Here is a 17,612-nt window from a genome sequence, read left to right on the forward strand (position 1 = left end):
TAAAAGAAAAACCCCACCAACTTAGGTTGACGGGGCTAATATAGCTTACAAATTTTGTTCTAGTTTTTGTATAACACTTTCTTAACAGCCTTAATGACATCTTGGGCATTGGGCAACCACTCTGTCAAAAGCACGGGGGAATAGGGTGCCGGGGTATCCGCAGTGTTCAATTTAACTACCGGGGCGTCCAAATAGTCGAATGCCTGGTGTTGTACTTGATAGATAATTTCCGTGGCTACATTGCCAAAGGGCCACGCCTCTTCCAGGATAACCAATCGATTGGTCTTCTTTACCGAGTTGAGAATGGCATCGTAATCCATTGGTCTTACCGTTCTAATGTCAATGATTTCGCAACTTATGCCCTCTTTTTCCAATTCCGCTGCGGCCTTATAGGCTTCCTTGATAATTTTTCCGAAGGACACAATGGTGACATCCGTACCCTCCCTCTTAATATCCGCAACACCTAACGGAATGGTATATTCCCCTTCAGGCACTTCGCCTTTATCACCGTACATCTGTTCAGATTCCATAAAGATTACGGGATCATCATCCCGAATGGCGCTCTTCAATAAACCTTTGGCATCCGCTGGATTGGAAGGAACAACTACCTTAAGACCTGGACAGTTGGCATACCAGCTCTCAAATGCCTGTGAATGGGTCGCCGCCAATTGACCTGCTGAGGCCGTAGGCCCCCGGAATACTATTGGGCAATTGAATTGACCCCCGGACATTTGCCTAATTTTAGCGGCATTATTGATGATTTGATCAATTCCCACCAGGGAAAAGTTGAAGGTCATGAATTCAATAATCGGACGGTTGCCATTCATTGCCGAACCCACTCCAACGCCAGCAAAACCCAATTCAGAAATCGGGGTATCCAAGACCCGGTCAGGACCAAACTCATCCAACATGCCTTTGGAAGCCTTGTAAGCACCGTTGTACTCGGCCACTTCCTCACCCATTAAATAAATGGACTCGTCCCTCCGCATCTCTTCGGACATGGCCTCTGCAATTGCTTCCCTAAATTGTAATGTTTTCATATTGATGGAGCGTTTTTAAAGTGCGAACAAAAATAGGAAAATCTATAGGAAACGAAAGGTGGGACCGCTCAAATTTTGAATGAAAAATTTATTATGCATGCATAATAAATTAGATTGTTTTTAATATCTTTGACGCCGATAAAATTTCTACATATGAAGATTTTGGTTTGTATCAGTAATGTACCCGATACCACGTCAAAAATCAACTTTACCGATGATGATACCAAGTTTGACACCAATGGCGTACAGTTTGTAATTAATCCAAATGATGAATTTGGTCTAACAAGGGCCATGTGGTTCAAGGAAAAACAAGGTGCCACCGTACATGTGGCCACTGTAGGCGATGCTTCCGTTGAACCAACCATACGTAAGGCATTGGCCATTGGCGCCGATGAGGGCATTCGAATAAATGCTGCGCCCAAAGATGGCTTTTTTGTAGCCAGACAACTCGCTGAAATTGTCAAAAATGGAGGATATGACCTTATCATTGCCGGACGTGAGTCCATTGATTACAATGGCGGAATGGTACCTGGGATTATGGCCTCTTTGTTGGACATGAACTTTGTAAACACCTGCATTGATTTGGAAGTTGATGGTACCGAGGCTACGGCCCAAAGGGAAATTGATGGCGGTAAGGAAAAAATAAGCACCAGTCTTCCGCTGATCATAGGAGGGCAAAAGGGTCTGGTTGAAGAAAGCGACCTTCGTATTCCCAATATGCGCGGAATCATGATGGCCAGAAAAAAAGCCTTGAACATTGTAGATCCAATTGATGCACCTTCCCCAACGAATGACAAAAAGTTTGAGCGTCCCGCAGCGAAGGGACCTGTAAAACTGGTCGATGCCGGAAACGTAGGTGAACTGGTAAATTTATTGCACAACGAAGCTAAAGCCCTTTAATCTAAAAAGTTATGTCAATACTCGTATATACAGAAACCGATAACGGAAAATTTAAGAAAAACGCTTTTGAAGTGGCATCCTATGCCAAGAATATTGCCGATCAAATGGGCGAAAGTGTCACTGCCCTTGCCATAAATGCCGAAAATGCCGATGAATTGGGAACTTATGGGGTTTCAAAGGTGTTAGGAATATCCAATGACTCCCTAAAAGGCTTTAACGCAAAAGCGTATGCCAGTGCCATTGCACAGGCCGCAGAAATGGAAGGGAGCAAGGTCATCATTGTAAGCTCAAGTGCGGACAGTAAATATTTAAGTGGAATCCTTGCAGCAAGGCTCAATGCCGGATATGTTCCAAACGTTGTCGCGGCGCCAGAGGGTATTTCCCCTTTTATGGTTAAAAGGACAGCCTTTAGCAACAAGGGTTTTGCCCATACCGAAATCTCTTCCGAAGTTAAAATTATAGGTGTTTCCAATAATGCATTTGGTCTGGTTGAAAATACTACGGATGCCGTTGTGGAGCCCTTTGATCCCAGCATTAACGATAATGATTTTGGTGTAAAATCCGTGGAAGTGGATAAAGTGGTCGGGAAGGCAACCATTGCCGATGCCGATATTGTGGTCTCTGCAGGCCGTGGACTCAAAGGCCCTGAAAATTGGGGAATGATAGAAGAATTGGCCGATATTTTGGGAGCGGCGACCGCTTGTTCCAAACCTGTTTCCGACTTGGGCTGGAGACCCCACGGGGAGCACGTTGGACAAACAGGAAAGCCTGTGGCGAGCAATCTTTATATCGCCATTGGAATTTCAGGTGCAATTCAGCATTTGGCCGGTGTAAGTGCTTCCAAAACAAAGGTGGTCATTAACAATGATCCTGAGGCTCCTTTCTTTAAAGCCGCAGATTATGGTATAGTTGGGGATGCCTTTGAAGTGGTTCCCGAACTCATCGAAAAATTGAAGGAATTTAAGGCCCAGAACGCCTAAATTTTGTTACTTTGCTTCTTTGAAGCGGCTGTTCAGATAATGCATAGAGCCACTTATTTGAACAGCTTTTTTATTTTATCCTAAGATATTTCATGAGTTTAGTACGACTTAAAATAAAAGGGATTTCATATAGCCAGACCCAGAACGGTGCCTATGCACTTATTCTGAACGAAGTGGAAGGTGACCGAAAATTGCCTATTGTCATTGGCGCCTTTGAGGCCCAGTCCATAGCCATAGCTCTTGAAAAGGAAATAAAACCGCCAAGACCCTTGACCCATGATCTGTTCAAAAACTTTTGTGATCGTTTTGGCATCGTGGTAAAACAGGTCATTATCCACAAACTGGTGGATGGCGTTTTTTACTCGAGCATTATCAGCGAACGGGATGGCGATGAAGAGATTGTTGATGCAAGGACCAGTGATGCCATTGCACTGGCCCTACGGTTCAATGCGCCAATCTTTACCTATAAAACCATTTTGGACAAGGCCGGCATTTTCTTGAAGTTTTCTTCCAAGGAAAAAGATGAGGAAAATGATGATAGCATTATGGTGGACGAAATCCTTCAAGAGGGGGAAACCGTGGAAATTGAATCAGGAGCAGGTGATGCCTATCGGGAAATGACCCTGGAGGAACTTCATAAAGAACTGGATAAGGCCGTTGCCAACGAAGATTATGAAAAAGCGGCCAAACTACGGGACGAGATTTCCAAACGAAAGTAGAACCAACCAACCTTACATGAGAAAAACTGGACTTTTGATGCTCATCTTGCTATTGGCATGCTTTGGTGAGGTCTTGGGCCAGGAAACAGCGGTTTTGACATCAACCTCCACAGAGGTGGACAGACTGGTCCCCAATGAGGGTTTTATCTGGGGCGGACTGGCCAGGGGCGCGTTGGGCATGGCCGTTTTGATATTGATTTCATATCTGTTCAGTGCCAACCGAAAGGCCATTAAATGGAAAACCGTTGGGATTGGTCTGGGTATCCAATTGCTCATTGCCATCGGGGTCCTAAAAATACCTTTTGTAAAAATCGCATTCGAGAGTATCGGAAAGGTATTCATCAGCATCCTTGATTTTACGCGTTCCGGAAGTAAGTTCCTGTTTGAAGGCCTAGTGGTGGACACGGACACTTTTGGATATATTTTTGCCTTTCAGGTATTGCCCACCATTGTTTTCTTTTCCGCACTCACTTCGGTGTTGTTCTATTTGGGGATCATTCAAAAAGTGGTCAAGGCACTTGCGTGGTTACTGACCAAATCATTGGGCATTTCCGGAGCGGAAAGTCTTTCCATTGCGGGTAATATCTTTTTGGGACAGACCGAAGCACCCTTGCTGATCAAAGCCTATTTGGAGAAGATGAGCAAATCGGAAATCCTCCTGGTCATGATTGGTGGTATGGCAACCGTTGCCGGTGCTGTTTTGGCCGCCTATATTGGTTTTCTGGGAGGTGATGACCCAGCGCTACAATTGGTTTTTGCAAAGCACTTGCTTGCAGCATCCGTGATGGCCGCCCCTGGTGCCATTGTGGTCTCCAAAATACTATATCCACAAACAGAAGGGATAAATACCGATGTACACGTTTCTTCCGATAAAATTGGGGCAAATTTTTTGGATGCCATTGCCAATGGAACTACGGAAGGACTAAAACTCGCACTAAATGTTGGGGCCATGCTCTTGGTCTTTGTGGCTTTTATAGCCATGATCAATGGAATTTTGGGTTGGATAGGCGATTGGACAACCTTAAACCATTGGATCGCTGCCAATTCCCCTTATGAAGCGTTTTCCCTGGAAGCCATATTGGGAACGGTTTTCGCACCATTGATGTGGCTCATAGGTGTAAACAACGAGGATATCATGCTCATGGGACAATTATTGGGCATTAAATTGGCCGCCAGTGAGTTTGTGGGATATATTCAGCTGGCCGAACTAAAAAATATGGCCAGTATCACCCATTTCACCTACAATAAATCTGTTATTATGGCCACCTATATGCTCTGTGGCTTCGCCAATTTTGCTTCCATCGGTATTCAAATTGGGGGCATTGGCTCCCTGGCCCCGGGCCAACGCAAGACCTTATCCGAATTCGGAATGCGTGCCGTTCTTGGTGGCACCTTGGCCTCATTGATCTCTGCTACTATTGCGGGTATGATTTTAGGATAACTGGGTGAAGGGTCTAGGGTAGTTGTGTAAAGGGAGCCAACGTAATTTTAAATCTTATGAGGAATTTTAGGAATCTGGAAGTTTGGCAAGATGTCAGAAGCCTTGTCCAAGAAGCTTATCAACTCTCAGGTTCTTTGCCAACTTCGGAAAAGTTTGGTATGGTTTCGCAAATTAACAGATGTGCCATTTCAATACCTGCCAATATCACCGAGGGCTGTTCAAAGTATTCACAAAAAGACTTTGTAAGGTTTCTTCAAATAAGCTTAGGCTCGTGCTACGAATTGGAATCCCATATCATCCTATATGCCGATCTAGAGCCTGTTTAGGAATTTGTGATTGGAATTGTTATAGTCCATTTTTAGTGCGGAACGAGGCACGACATAGCGAAAGCTATGGGCGAGCTGGTGCGATGGAAAAGCATAGCCATAGTTATGGACCAAAATTTTAACGATGTGCCGTGCAAAAAGGGACATAAGAAAACAATTGACAAATTCCCAAACTGGCTCTTAAAATTTGTTGATTCCAAAAAGTCAGAAAATCTTATCAAAAAAACCCAACTGCTTCAAAAGCGCATCTCAGCCTTAATCAAATACAACAAACAGTAGAAAAAATTCGGCCCTTCGACCACTTTTTGATTTTACCTCAAAAAAACAGTTGATAAAATATGGAAAATCACTCCTGATAGCCTTTTACCTTTCACCCAAAAACCCTTTATCTTTACCTGTTATGAAACAATACCACGACCTATTAGAGCATGTTTTAAAGCAAGGAAATCAAAAAAGCGACCGCACAGGAACCGGGACCATAAGTGTTTTTGGCTACCAAATGCGATTCGATCTACAAGAAGGTTTCCCCATGGTGACCACAAAAAAGTTGCACTTAAAATCGATTGTCCATGAACTACTCTGGTTTTTACGGGGTGATACCAATGTAGGCTACCTTCAGGAAAACGGCGTCCGTATCTGGAACGAGTGGGCGGATGAAAATGGGGACCTGGGCCCGGTATACGGCCATCAATGGAGAAATTGGAACTCTGAGGAAATCGACCAGATCAAAGAAGTGGTTGAAACTTTAAAATCGAATCCCAATAGTCGTAGAATGTTGGTGTCTGCCTGGAACCCCAGCGTTTTACCGGATACCTCGGTTTCCTTTTCGGAAAATGTAGCCAACGGTAAGGCAGCTTTACCTCCGTGCCATGCCTTTTTTCAGTTTTATGTGGCCGAAGGCAGGTTGAGTTGCCAGCTCTACCAACGTAGTGCGGATATTTTCCTGGGCGTTCCTTTTAACATTGCAAGCTACTCCCTATTTACCCTAATGATGGCCCAGGTTTGTGGCTATGAACCAGGAGAGTTTATACATACTTTTGGTGATGCCCATATTTATAACAATCATTTAGAGCAAGTGGAACTGCAACTATCCCGTGAACCAAGGCCTTTACCCACCATGCACCTGAACCCGGAGGTCAAGGATATATTTGATTTTACATTTGAAGACTTCACGCTATTGAATTATGACCCACATCCGCACATTAAGGCCGTAGTTGCGGTTTAACGGAGGTCATGTTTACATCTTAGTGGATATCGTCCAGTTATAGTAAAAGTTTTTCCTTCAAAAAACGCCCAGACTTTTGTCTGGGCGTTCTACAACTAATTAAGCATAAACAACACTACAAAACATCTTTCTTTTTCATAAGCTTAATTTCTCGTAACCCTGACACCATTGGACAAGCCATAAAGGCCCTCCAAATCTGTCATGATATTGCTTCCCATTTCCAAACCGGTAAGTCCATCTTCATAACGCATGTACCAGATGTAGCAGATGCCCGTCCCGGCAGCATCGAAGTCAACATTTTCCACAGCGGCCAATGTTGGTGGCAATCCTAAAATGTTGTTCTGATCATCGGTGATGATCCATGTACCATTGGTCCCCGTGGCGGTGCTTGCATCCAAGCTTAGACCACTGACCATATCCGGTGTACCGTCAACCGTAAAAGTGTATGGGCCGCCAGAAATGGTTCCCGCGTTTGGGTTTCGGTATACCCTAATGGAATTGGAGAGCGCAAAGAAGCCATCCAGGTTAGCTGCATTTTCACCCATGCTCAGTCCCGTAATACCATCTTCATACGTAATATACCAAATAAGGCAAAGACCAATCCCTGCAGCATCAAAATCCACACCTTCAACCGCCTCCAAGGTTGGGGGAAGGCCTAAAATGTTTAAATCCCCATCAGTAATGATATAACCTTGGTTGGTGCCCGTAAGATTGGTGGCATCCAAAGAGATTCCACTTACCATGTCCGGAGTTCCATCAACAGAGAACATATAGGGTCCACCGTTTAAGGTACCTGCATTCAACGCATTTCTGTTTACGACCACAAAATTGGAAAGGTCGAACAGGCCGGTGAGATCATCTAGATTATTGCCCATTTCCAGCCCCCCAAGGCCTGTGGAGTAGGTCAAATGATAAATGTAGCAAGAGCCTACCCCAGCGGAATCAAAATCCACACCCATTACCGCGTCAAGCGTTGGAGGAATACCCAAAATGTTGCGATTGTCATCCGTAATCACATAGGTCTGATTATTGCCGTTAAGGTCCGTGTTATCCAGGGCAATATTGGATACCATATCCGGGTTTCCATCGACTACAAAATTGTACGGGCCACCCGAGAGCACCCCAGCATCCAAAGCCATCCTACGTACCACAATAAAATTGGACAGGCCGAATTCACCGGTCAAATCATCCAAATTATTGCCCATTTCCAGCCCCCCAAGTCCAGTGGAATAGGTGAGATGGTAGATATAGCAGGCCCCTACGCCGGCCGCATCAAAATCCACTCCTTCCACCGCCTCCAAGGTTGGTGGGATACCCAAAATGTTTCTGGAATCATCGGTGATCACATAGGTTTGGTTAGCACCGGTCAAATTGGAATCATCCAGGGCAATATTGGATACCATATCCGGCAAACCATCCACCACAAATTCATAGGGACCACCGGAAAGCTCACCTGCATTTAACGCTATCCTATTCACTTCGATAAAATTGGAAAGATCGAATAGCCCCGTTACATCATCCAGGTTATTGCCCATTTCCAGCCCCCCAAGTCCAGTGGAATAGGTGAGATGATAGATATAACAGTCCCCTACGCCTGCACCGTCAAAATCCACACCTTCAACGGCCTCCAGTGTTGGTGGAATACCCAGGATGTTCCTGGAATCGTCCGTGATGACATAGGTTTGGTTATCACCATTTAAGTTGGAATCATCCAAAACAATACCACTGACCATATCCGGTAAGCCATCCACCACAAATTCATAGGGACCACCGGAAAGTTCCCCTGCATTGAGTGCACTACGGTTGATCACAATAAAGTTGGAAAGGTCGAAATTACCGGAAAGGTCATCGAGGTTTCCTTCGGTCGCAAGCCCTGTTAGCCCTTCCGTGTAGGTGATATGGTAAATATAGCAGTCCCCTACGCCTGCACCATCAAAATCAACGTCCTCCAACGCCTCCAAGGTTGGTGGTAGTCCCAAAATGTTTCTGGAATCATCGGTAATCACATAGGATTGCACATCCCCTGCTCCATTAAATCCAGATAGGCTTATTCCACTTACCATATCCGGAACCCCGTCCACCGTAAAACTATAGGGTCCCCCTGATAGTGTTCCTGCCTCCAATACTACCGGATTGTCATCATCCGAATCATCTGAACAGCCAATGATGAGCATCATTGCTGCCATACCCCTTGTCAATGTTTTTAAGTTCATAGCTTTTATATATGTTTTAATGCTATCACAAAGAAATTTGTAAGTTGTTGCAGAAAGTTCACACAAACTTCAAATTTTACAACACTCTATATTTTAGGCAGTTACTCATTTTTTTTTCAAGTTTTCGCAATTTATTGCAGGTTTTCACGACCAATACCCCCATACCTGGGATGATCCCGTGAACTTTTCGTGAGATTTTACCTTTTAATTTGAACCCGATGAAAAATGTACTCATTGTTGAGGATGATCCAGAGATCATTCAACTTTTAGAAATCCATCTAAAGGATTTGGGGTGTTCCACAATTTCTGCCAAACAAGGGGACTCTGGTTTGCGAATGGCCATTGAACATGAACCCGACCTGGTTATTTTGGACGTGATGCTACCTGAAATGGATGGTATTGAAGTCTGCCAAAAAATAAGGGCCAACAATGTACAGTCCCCAATTATGATGTTGACCTCAAAATCCGAGGAAATAGATAAGGTACTGGGATTAGAGGTTGGTGCGGACGATTATCTGACCAAACCCTTTAGTGTACGGGAATTTATAGCACGGGTAAAGGCCATCTTCCGAAGACAGAAAATGAGCAAAAGCCCAAAAGGGCACACCAAAGACCAGCAGTCCTTAAAATTTGATGGGTTGACCATAAACATAGACCAACGAAAAGTGGTCCACAACGGATTACGAATCGAGCTTTCCCCAAAAGAATTTGAACTTTTGGCCCTACTGTCTTCCAATCCCGGAAAAAGCTATGATCGAACCAAGCTGTTGAACTTGATCTGGGGTTATGATTTTAAAGGCTACGAACACACTGTAAATTCCCATATCAATAGATTACGTTCCAAAATAGAACCGGATATGAGCAATCCCAAATATATTTTGACCACCTGGGGCGTAGGGTACAAATTCAATGAAGAACTATGAACAATTCCCTTTTCTCCAATAGACTGATTACCAAACTGATCCTCAGCTCCATTGGCATTCTGTTGCTGGCCGGGATAGGGTATATGCTTTCCACACTGTATTATTCGAATAAATACTTTAGTGAGACCAATCAACGTTTGCATGCCCATCTTGCACAGGACCTTATTGACGAAAAATTTGTGGAACAAAGCCCCATAGACAGTTTGGGAAAAGTGAACAAGGCGCTTTTTGGTGACCTTATGCACGATATGATGGCAGTGAACAGGGCAATTGAAGTCTACCTTCTTGATGTTGAGGGAAACGTCCAATATTCGGTGGTATTGGACCATTCCGACCCCAATTCCATACCCGAAAAGGTTTCCCTTGAACCCATTCACCGCTTTATTGCTTCCAATGGGGAAGACTACATTTTGGGAGATGACCCAAGAGATCCTGAAAACAAAAAAGTATTCTCTGCTGCAAAATTCAACAAAGGGGGCAAGGAAGGATACATCTATATTGTCCTGGCGGGGGAAAAATATTTGGCCACGCAGAACACCCTTTTTGGAAGTTATGCATTAAAAGTGGGGTTGGGTGCTTCTTTCCTTACCTTGTTTTTCGCTGCAGTTTTAGGGGTGCTCTCCATTTGGTACCTGACCAAAAACCTAAGGGAAATCAACTATGCTGCCCAACGTTTCCAACAGGGCGATCTGGGATATCGAATTGCGGAACACCATAAGACCGACCTTACTGGTCTGGCACAAACCTACAACAATATGGCGGAGACCATTTTAACGGATATGGACAAGATAAAATCCCTGGAAAAACTGCGTAGGGATTTAATTGCCAATATTTCCCATGACCTACGAACTCCATTGGCCATTATACAGGGGTATATAGAAACCCTTCAAATGAAGGAGTCCGAACTTACCCCCGTGGAACGCGAGGACTACCTCAATAAAATCAATTCCAGTGGAGAGCGCCTGTCCAAGTTGATAACACAATTGTTTGAATATTCAAAACTGGAAGCTAATCAGGTAGAGCCACAAAAAGAGCCGTTCCTGATCTCGGAACTGGCAAATGATATCCATAGGGATTACCAAATGTTGGCCAACAAGAAAAACATTGCCCTCAAATTAAATATGGAAGAGCACGTGCCTTTGGTCTTTGCGGATATCTCCCTGGTGGAACGGGCCATACAGAACTTAATGGATAATGCCCTGAAGTTCACACCGGAAAATGGTGAAGTCATCATAGAAATAAAACTGGTGAAAAAAAATGTAGAAATCGCCATAAAGGACTCCGGTCCGGGGATAACGAAGGAAAACCAGCAGTTGGTCTTTGAACGATATCGGCAGACCAAAACAGGAAAAGAAAAGGAAGGAGCCGGATTGGGACTGGCCATTGTACGCAAAATAATTGAATTGCATGATGCCAGTATCAAAGTGTTCAGTAGGCCCAATGAGGGCACCACATTTAGTTTTAGCCTTCCTGTCTATCAAAATGGGTTAAGTTTGGTTTAAAATCTTTTGGTCAATTCGATTATTGACTATCTTTAAAAAAACTGCCCTTCATGTTAGTGACTGTTTCGCTTTTGGATTTTTTTATCGAAACCCGAAAGCATTCCGAAGCGATTTGTGAACCCCTGGAAATTGAAGATTATGTAGTACAGCCCATTGTGGATGTAAGCCCACCTAAATGGCACTTGGGACATACTACATGGTTCTTTGAGGAGTTCATTTTAAAACCTTACGCCAGGAATTATCAGGTTTTTGATGCCGATTTTTCCTTTGTCTTCAACAGTTATTATGAAACGGTGGGAAAACGGGTCGTTCGGGCAGATAGGGGAAATTTAAGTAGGCCTTCGGTCAAGAAAGTGTATGAATATCGGGATTATGTAACCCAGGGGATTAAAAGCCTTTTTGAATCAACCCAGTCAAAGGAACTTCAAGATTTATTGGAGATCGGTATCCATCATGAAAAGCAGCATCAGGAATTGCTACTGACCGATATTAAATTCATTTTGGGCAATAACCCATTGCTTCCCGTATATTCCAAAACCATTGGGGAACATCCCCTTGAAGCACACCAGCAAGATTGGGTTTCCGTGGATGAAGGCGTTTATGAAATTGGGCATGGTACCAGTGGGTTCTGTTACGATAATGAACTTGGCAGGCACAAGGTGTATCTTCATTCCTACCAAATTTCAAACAAGTTGGTGACCAATAGGGAGTTTTTAGAGTTTGTAAGTGATGGGGGATATGGCCGTTTTGAGCTTTGGCATGCCGAGGGATGGGACTGGGTAAACCAAAATCAAATCGCAGCCCCACTATATTGGCATTCCATAGAAGGGGAATGGTACCATTATAGCTTCGCGGGATTGCAGAAAGTTCCATTGGACGCCCCAGTAACCCACATTTCCTATTATGAAGCCTTTGCTTATGCGCAATGGAAAGGTTTGCGCCTTCCAACGGAGTTTGAATGGGAAGTCGCGGCACCTTATTTTCCTTGGGGAAAACGCTGGGAATGGACTGAAAGTGCCTATCTACCCTACCCTAATTACCGAAAGGCAGATGGCGCTTTGGGGGAATACAATGGTAAATTTATGGTCAATCAAAAAGTACTTCGAGGAGCCTCCATAGCCACACCAACCCATCATACCCGCCCCACATACCGCAACTTTTTTCAACCCTCCTTGAGATGGCAATTTACCGGATTAAGGTTGGCCCAATAATTTCGACAAAAATTACATGCAAGAGAACACCACCCAACACCTTACCTCGGTTTTTGCCAATGAGGTACGGGAAGGATTGACGAGCTTTCCCAAATATCTGTCGTCCAAGTACTTCTATGACGAAACCGGAGATCGGTTGTTTCAGCAAATCATGGATATGCCAGAGTACTACTTGACCGATAGTGAGCTCGAAATACTTTTAGATAACGTTGCTGAAATAGCACAACTGTTTTCCCATAAGGATGAGGATTTTAGTCTTTTTGAACTGGGTGCGGGAGATGGCAAAAAAACCAAAATACTACTGAGACATTTAATTGACAATGGATATCGTTTTGACTACCGCCCCATTGATATCAGTCAAAATGCCCTGGATAGTCTTGAAAGAACATTGATCAAAGAACTGCCCCCGATTACGATCAATCCGCTTCAAGGCACTTATTTTGAGACCTTGGCGGCTATTGGGAAACAACAGGAAAAACGGAAGGTCATCCTGTTTTTAGGCTCCAACATTGGCAACTTACTGCATCCCAATGCCATTTCCTTTTTGAGGCAATTAAAGGACGTAATGGCCCCGGACGACTTACTTTTTATGGGAATGGACCAAAAAAAACATCCCCAGGTTGTTTTGGATGCCTATAATGACAAAACAGGTATTACCGAGGCCTTCAACAAAAATGTCCTGCAGCGCATTAATATGGAATTGGGCGGTAACTTTGATTTGGAGGGGTTTCTACATTGGGAAGTATACGACCCTGAAAATGGTACGGCAAAAAGTTATTTGGTGTCCAAAAAAGCACAGGAGGTTTTTATTGAGGCCTTGGATTTAGGGGTTTCCTTTAAACCCTGGGAGACCATCCACACCGAAATTTCCCAAAAATATGATGACGATGTGGCCAAGTGGTTGGCCGATGAGGCCGGACTCCACATTCTCACTTCATTTGAGGACAAAAAGGGATATTTTAAAGATTATATTTTTAAGAAAAATTGATATGAAAGCCATATGGAATGGACAGATCATTGCAGAAAGCAATGACACCAAAGTAATTGAAGGAAATCATTATTTCCCCCCCAACAGTATTAGTTCGGAGTTTTTTAAACCTAGTGATACCCACACCACTTGCCCCTGGAAGGGGGTCGCTTCCTACTACACTTTGGAAGTGGATGGAAAGCAAAATACGGATGCTGCTTGGTACTATCCGGAGACCAGCGAGCTTGCCAAGCAAATTAAGGGCTATGTAGCTTTTTGGAAAGGGGTCGCCATTGAAGAATGATCTTCAATGGCGAGTTTTGAATTATACTTCCAGAACCGCATTTTCGGTCCCGGCATAATCGTTCCATTGGTAACGATCTGCCTCGCTGTCGTTCACATAGGCATCATCCACTAAATAACGGAATTCATAAGAGTTTTCCTTGGGAAGCTCAAAAGTCCCTTTGAACGTTCCGTTCTTTAGTTTTTTCAACATGCTCCCTTTTGGGTTCCAGTTGTTGAAATCGCCAACTACGGCTACTGTATCTGCATCTTTTGCCGGAACACTAAAAGTTACCTTGCAAACTGGTTTGCTTTTTAGATATTGTTTTTTAATTGCCATGGTAAATACTATTTATTATTGAATTAAAGGACAAAGCAAATCATAAAACTATTAGCTGTCAATAGGTTACGTTCGATTTATCATTTTAATAAAATATGGTTCACCTAAGCTTGACTTTTTCAAAAAAGTAAGGCCAATTCATTTCTAATGACAAAAAGAAGCTATTTTTTAAGAATTTCCAGAATAGCTTCAACTTCGTTGATGGTATTATAAAAGTGAAAACTCAACCGGATTCCATCACCTCGGCGTGCACATACGATAGTATTCTTCACTAAATCATCATAACCATCTTTCTTCGGGATACTAAAAATGGTACCCCAGGGGGCCCTATGGGCCACGATATCATCCAAAAGTCCGTGGGAAACCAAATTATCCCTTGCAAATTTTACCAGTTTCTGATTGTGCTCCCCAATGGCTTCCAATCCAATATCCATCAGAAATTTCATGGAAAAATCGAGGCTTCCAAAACTTAGGGAATCCAGATGTCCCGGTTCCAAGTGCTTACAAAACTCCCTGCCATCCTTTTGATGTTTTGAGTTTCTTCCCGAACCATATCCTGCGCCCTTTAATCTGAACCGATCCTGAATTTCCGGTTTCACCAGAAAAAACCCATTACCATATCCGGAAAGTAACCACTTATAACCACTGGAACCCAGTACGTCAATTCCTGATGTGGAAAAATCAAAATATTCCGTACCACAGAACTGGGTGCCGTCCATTAGGATCAACAAATGGGGAAAGTCCGCTTTAAGTTGCTTTAAAAAAACAAAATCGATTTTAAATCCATTCAACCATTGAACAGCACTACAGGCAAAAACGGTAATGCCCTTGTTTTTGACCTCCGTATAGATCCGTTCTTCCAAACCTTTCCCAATTTCAAGATATACAATGGAAAAATCCCGACTTTCAAAAGGCCAATTCAAAGAGGGATAATCCCCTTTTAACAAAAGAATTTTCTCAGAATTCCCCAAGCCCTCCAATAACAGGTTCAGGCCTTGGCTAAAACTTGGCACCAATGCGACGTTTTCGTCCATGAAATTGAAAAATCGGGCAACCGTAAGCCTTGTGGCAGCCAATAATTTATCGCTTCCCATCTTGGCCCCACTCCCACCGATCAAAAAATCCAGATCATGTTCCTGTCGCCATTCCAACAAATCCTCGCTTAACAATCCCGAAGTTGCCGTATTTGCGTAAATGCCCTGCCTAAGGACAGGGAATTTCTTTCTCAAGTTTGGTGAAATGCCCATTGCTTATCTTTGTTGCTAAAGATAGCCAATGATGTTCTCAAAAAAGAAGGAGGGTTCCCAAATAGAGCTTGAGCAACATGAACTGTTGGAAAATGCCCAAAGGCGTATCAAACAAAAAAAACGTCTGTTCAGTCATTTTGTGATTTTTTTGATAGGCAGCGTCTTTCTTGTTTTAATCAATAAAATCCTGAAATACGGCGAAGGTTATGATTGGTCCATATGGGGCATGATCGCTTGGGCCTTTTTGTTCGCTATCCACGCTTTCAACGTCTTTATCACCCATAAGTTCATGGGAAAGGAATGGGAACGCAAACACAGGGAACAGTTGGTCAAAAAACAAAAGGAACGAATTGCCGCATTGCAAAAGGAAATAGAAACAGACTTTCCATTATCCCAAATCAATAAAAAAAAAGAGTGACCGAACTCATTATAATTGCCGCAGCCGGAGAAAACAATGCCCTAGGCATCAACAACGATTTACCATGGCATCTTCCCGATGATTTTAGACGTTTTAAACAATTGACCTCAGGTCATAAAATCATTATGGGACGCAAGACGTTGGATAGTTTTCCAAAGCCGCTGCCCAATAGGGAACATATTGCCATAACGCGGGACAAAACGTACCGGCCCAAATTTCCGTGTACCCTTGTGAACTCCCTGGAGGAGGCCCTACAATTGATTGGCAAGGACTCCAAGGCATACATTATTGGTGGCGGGGAAATTTACCGACAATCCATGGAGCATGCCACGCATATTGAGCTTACCCGAATTCACCACTCGTTCGAGGCAGATACGTTCTTTCCGGAAATAGATTTGAAAAAATGGAAACTGGTCAAAGAAGAACATCACACAAAAGATGAACGCCACCAATTTAGTTTTACGTATCAGACCTTTGAACGGAACCCCAACTAAAAATCCAATATGGAAATAAAGGTGTTCCTTTGATCAACAAAAGATTTAAGTACTTCTGGATCCATATTGATATAAAAAAAGTGTTTAGGCTCCTTTTGTACGGTATTCAACATCCGCGTACGCTCCAAAACCGCTTTGGTCTGTTTGGCAACCGCAAATCCGGAATCGATAATTTGTACGTTTTGGGGTAAGATCTTTTTCAAAACAGGAACGAGATAGGGATAATGGGTGCATCCCAAAACAAGACAGTCAATGTCCTGTTCCAACATTGGAGTGATGTATTTTCCCAATAAAAGTGCTGTTTCCTCGGAATTCACTTTTCCCTTTTCAATAAGTTCCACCAAACCTTTTCCTTCTTGTTCCACAATTTGTATCCCGGACGCATGTATTTTGGCCGTATTGTGGAACAACGTACTGGACAACGTCCCTTTAGTGGCCAAAACACCAACTTTTTTGGTTTTGGTCCGCAATGCTGCGGGCTTTATGGCAGGTTCTATTCCAATAAAGGGTACCGAATAGTTTTTTCTTAAGAAGTTTACCGCGTTGGTTGTGGCCGTATTGCAGGCCACTACGATGAGTTTGCATTCTTTTTTGAGCAGAAGGTCTACGTTCTTAATACTCAATTGCAGGATGTCTTCCTCTGATTTTTCCCCGTAAGGTGCATTTTTACTATCAGCAAGATAGACGGTGTTTTCGAAAGGCAAAAGCTTTGTAATTTCCTTCCAAATGGACGTACCTCCAATTCCCGAATCGAAAACCCCTATTGGTCCTTGCATAAATCCGCAACTAAAAAAACCGTCGGACTTTAACTGACAAGCACCGACGGTTTTAAATTCTTTTTAACTTAAGTATTAGAAACCAAGTTCTTGTTTTACCTCCGGAAGCAGATCCTTTCCTTTGGCTACGATCAAGCCACCCCCTTGTGAGGCATCTATTACATAGTCAAAACCTTGGGCAGCCGCCACCTTTTCAATGGCCACCTTTGCTTTTTCCGTAATGGGCGCAAAGAGTTCTGCCTGCTTCTTTTGCATTTCCTGCATGGCAGATGCCTCCGCTTCCTGAATATTTCTCTCAAAACCTTGTAGTTCGAGCGCACGCTTTTCATTTTCTTCCTTTGAGATGGAAGAAGCCTCGTTCTGATATTGCGTCAACTTATTTTTTAGCTCGGTCATTGAGCTTTCCAAATCTGCGCGATATGTTTCCTGCAACTTTTTTAGTTCTGCCTGGGCGGATTTCATCTCTGGCATTGCTCCCAGTAACTCCTGCACATTAATATGGGCTACCTTACTTTGTGCATTTACAAATCCGGTTGTCGCTATCAACACCACCGCAACAACCAACTTCCTTACATTTTTCATAATTCCTAATAGTTTAATTTGAGTAT

General features: G+C 43.4%; 19 protein-coding genes. 13 read left to right on the forward strand and 6 right to left on the reverse strand.

What is annotated here, in order from left to right; all coding sequences use genetic code 11:
* Nucleotides 1-59 precede the first annotated feature (59 nt).
* Nucleotides 60-1,040, reverse strand: a complete 981-nt coding sequence (locus L0P88_RS03680; protein WP_247133280.1) for a pyruvate dehydrogenase complex E1 component subunit beta — start codon at nucleotides 1,038-1,040, stop codon at nucleotides 60-62.
* 153 nt (nucleotides 1,041-1,193) lie between these two features.
* On the opposite strand from L0P88_RS03680, the gene L0P88_RS03685 reads away from it, so the two are divergent.
* The 6 genes from L0P88_RS03685 (at nucleotide 1,194) to L0P88_RS03710 (ending at nucleotide 6,631) form a co-directional block, all read left to right on the forward strand.
* The gene (locus tag L0P88_RS03685) at nucleotides 1,194-1,940 is read left to right on the forward strand and encodes an electron transfer flavoprotein subunit beta/FixA family protein (protein ID WP_247133281.1); all 747 of its coding nucleotides are present in this window, start codon (nucleotides 1,194-1,196) and stop codon (nucleotides 1,938-1,940) included.
* Between the two features lie 11 nt (nucleotides 1,941-1,951).
* Entirely contained in the window at nucleotides 1,952-2,920 is a 969-nt protein-coding gene (locus L0P88_RS03690; RefSeq protein ID WP_247133282.1) for an electron transfer flavoprotein subunit alpha/FixB family protein, read from the forward strand.
* 92 nt (nucleotides 2,921-3,012) lie between these two features.
* Complete coding sequence (locus tag L0P88_RS03695) at nucleotides 3,013-3,639, forward strand: bifunctional nuclease family protein (protein ID WP_158778402.1); 627 nt, start codon at nucleotides 3,013-3,015, stop codon at nucleotides 3,637-3,639.
* Nucleotides 3,640-3,655: 16 nt separating this feature from the next.
* Nucleotides 3,656-5,080: a NupC/NupG family nucleoside CNT transporter gene (locus tag L0P88_RS03700; RefSeq protein ID WP_247133283.1), complete on the forward strand. Its 1,425-nt coding sequence runs from the start codon at nucleotides 3,656-3,658 to the stop codon at nucleotides 5,078-5,080.
* 56 nt (nucleotides 5,081-5,136) lie between these two features.
* Complete coding sequence (locus L0P88_RS03705) at nucleotides 5,137-5,406, forward strand: four helix bundle protein (RefSeq protein WP_247133284.1); 270 nt, start codon at nucleotides 5,137-5,139, stop codon at nucleotides 5,404-5,406.
* 400 nt (nucleotides 5,407-5,806) lie between these two features.
* Nucleotides 5,807-6,631 carry a thymidylate synthase gene (locus tag L0P88_RS03710; RefSeq protein WP_247133285.1) on the forward strand — a complete coding sequence of 275 codons (825 nt, stop codon included), beginning with the start codon at nucleotides 5,807-5,809 and terminating at the stop codon, nucleotides 6,629-6,631.
* Nucleotides 6,632-6,774: 143 nt separating this feature from the next.
* Here the strand turns inward: L0P88_RS03710 and L0P88_RS03715 are convergent, their stop codons facing one another.
* Nucleotides 6,775-8,844 carry a hypothetical protein gene (locus L0P88_RS03715; RefSeq protein ID WP_247133286.1) on the reverse strand — a complete coding sequence of 690 codons (2,070 nt, stop codon included), beginning with the start codon at nucleotides 8,842-8,844 and terminating at the stop codon, nucleotides 6,775-6,777.
* Nucleotides 8,845-9,062: 218 nt separating this feature from the next.
* On the opposite strand from L0P88_RS03715, the gene L0P88_RS03720 reads away from it, so the two are divergent.
* From L0P88_RS03720 to L0P88_RS03740, 5 genes are read left to right on the forward strand one after another with little or no spacing between them, the layout of a single operon-like run.
* Nucleotides 9,063-9,767, forward strand: coding sequence for a response regulator transcription factor (locus tag L0P88_RS03720; RefSeq protein WP_158778399.1), 705 nt, complete (start codon nucleotides 9,063-9,065; stop codon nucleotides 9,765-9,767).
* The gene (locus L0P88_RS03725; RefSeq protein WP_247133287.1) at nucleotides 9,764-11,269 is read left to right on the forward strand and encodes a sensor histidine kinase; all 1,506 of its coding nucleotides are present in this window, start codon (nucleotides 9,764-9,766) and stop codon (nucleotides 11,267-11,269) included. The genes L0P88_RS03720 and L0P88_RS03725 overlap by 4 nt, the downstream gene beginning before the upstream one ends.
* Before the next feature lie 50 nt (nucleotides 11,270-11,319).
* Complete coding sequence (gene egtB, locus L0P88_RS03730) at nucleotides 11,320-12,480, forward strand: ergothioneine biosynthesis protein EgtB (protein WP_247133288.1); 1,161 nt, start codon at nucleotides 11,320-11,322, stop codon at nucleotides 12,478-12,480.
* Nucleotides 12,481-12,496: 16 nt separating this feature from the next.
* Complete coding sequence (locus L0P88_RS03735; RefSeq protein WP_247133289.1) at nucleotides 12,497-13,468, forward strand: L-histidine N(alpha)-methyltransferase; 972 nt, start codon at nucleotides 12,497-12,499, stop codon at nucleotides 13,466-13,468.
* A gap of 1 nt (nucleotide 13,469) precedes the next feature.
* A complete protein-coding gene (locus tag L0P88_RS03740; protein WP_247133290.1) occupies nucleotides 13,470-13,751 on the forward strand; it encodes a DUF427 domain-containing protein in 282 nt (93 codons plus the stop codon).
* A 21-nt stretch (nucleotides 13,752-13,772) separates the two neighbouring features.
* Here L0P88_RS03740 and L0P88_RS03745 read toward each other — a convergent pair whose 3' ends face one another.
* Both L0P88_RS03745 and L0P88_RS03750 read right to left on the reverse strand, forming a co-directional pair.
* Entirely contained in the window at nucleotides 13,773-14,069 is a 297-nt protein-coding gene (locus tag L0P88_RS03745; RefSeq protein WP_247133291.1) for an isoamylase early set domain-containing protein, read from the reverse strand.
* Between the two features lie 161 nt (nucleotides 14,070-14,230).
* Nucleotides 14,231-15,298, reverse strand: a complete 1,068-nt coding sequence (locus tag L0P88_RS03750) for an aminotransferase class V-fold PLP-dependent enzyme (protein ID WP_247133292.1) — start codon at nucleotides 15,296-15,298, stop codon at nucleotides 14,231-14,233.
* A gap of 49 nt (nucleotides 15,299-15,347) precedes the next feature.
* On the opposite strand from L0P88_RS03750, the gene L0P88_RS03755 reads away from it, so the two are divergent.
* Entirely contained in the window at nucleotides 15,348-15,734 is a 387-nt protein-coding gene (locus L0P88_RS03755; RefSeq protein ID WP_247134833.1) for a 2TM domain-containing protein, read from the forward strand.
* Nucleotides 15,731-16,228, forward strand: a complete 498-nt coding sequence (locus tag L0P88_RS03760) for a dihydrofolate reductase (RefSeq protein ID WP_247133293.1) — start codon at nucleotides 15,731-15,733, stop codon at nucleotides 16,226-16,228. The genes L0P88_RS03755 and L0P88_RS03760 overlap by 4 nt, the downstream gene beginning before the upstream one ends.
* Here L0P88_RS03760 and murI read toward each other — a convergent pair.
* Nucleotides 16,225-17,004: a glutamate racemase gene (gene murI / locus L0P88_RS03765; RefSeq protein ID WP_247133294.1), complete on the reverse strand. Its 780-nt coding sequence runs from the start codon at nucleotides 17,002-17,004 to the stop codon at nucleotides 16,225-16,227. The genes L0P88_RS03760 and murI overlap by 4 nt on opposite strands.
* A gap of 75 nt (nucleotides 17,005-17,079) precedes the next feature.
* Complete coding sequence (locus L0P88_RS03770) at nucleotides 17,080-17,586, reverse strand: OmpH family outer membrane protein (protein ID WP_247133295.1); 507 nt, start codon at nucleotides 17,584-17,586, stop codon at nucleotides 17,080-17,082.
* Nucleotides 17,587-17,612 lie beyond the last annotated feature (26 nt).

Source organism: Muricauda sp. SCSIO 64092, assembly GCF_023016285.1.
Lineage (GTDB): Bacteria > Bacteroidota > Bacteroidia > Flavobacteriales > Flavobacteriaceae > Croceivirga.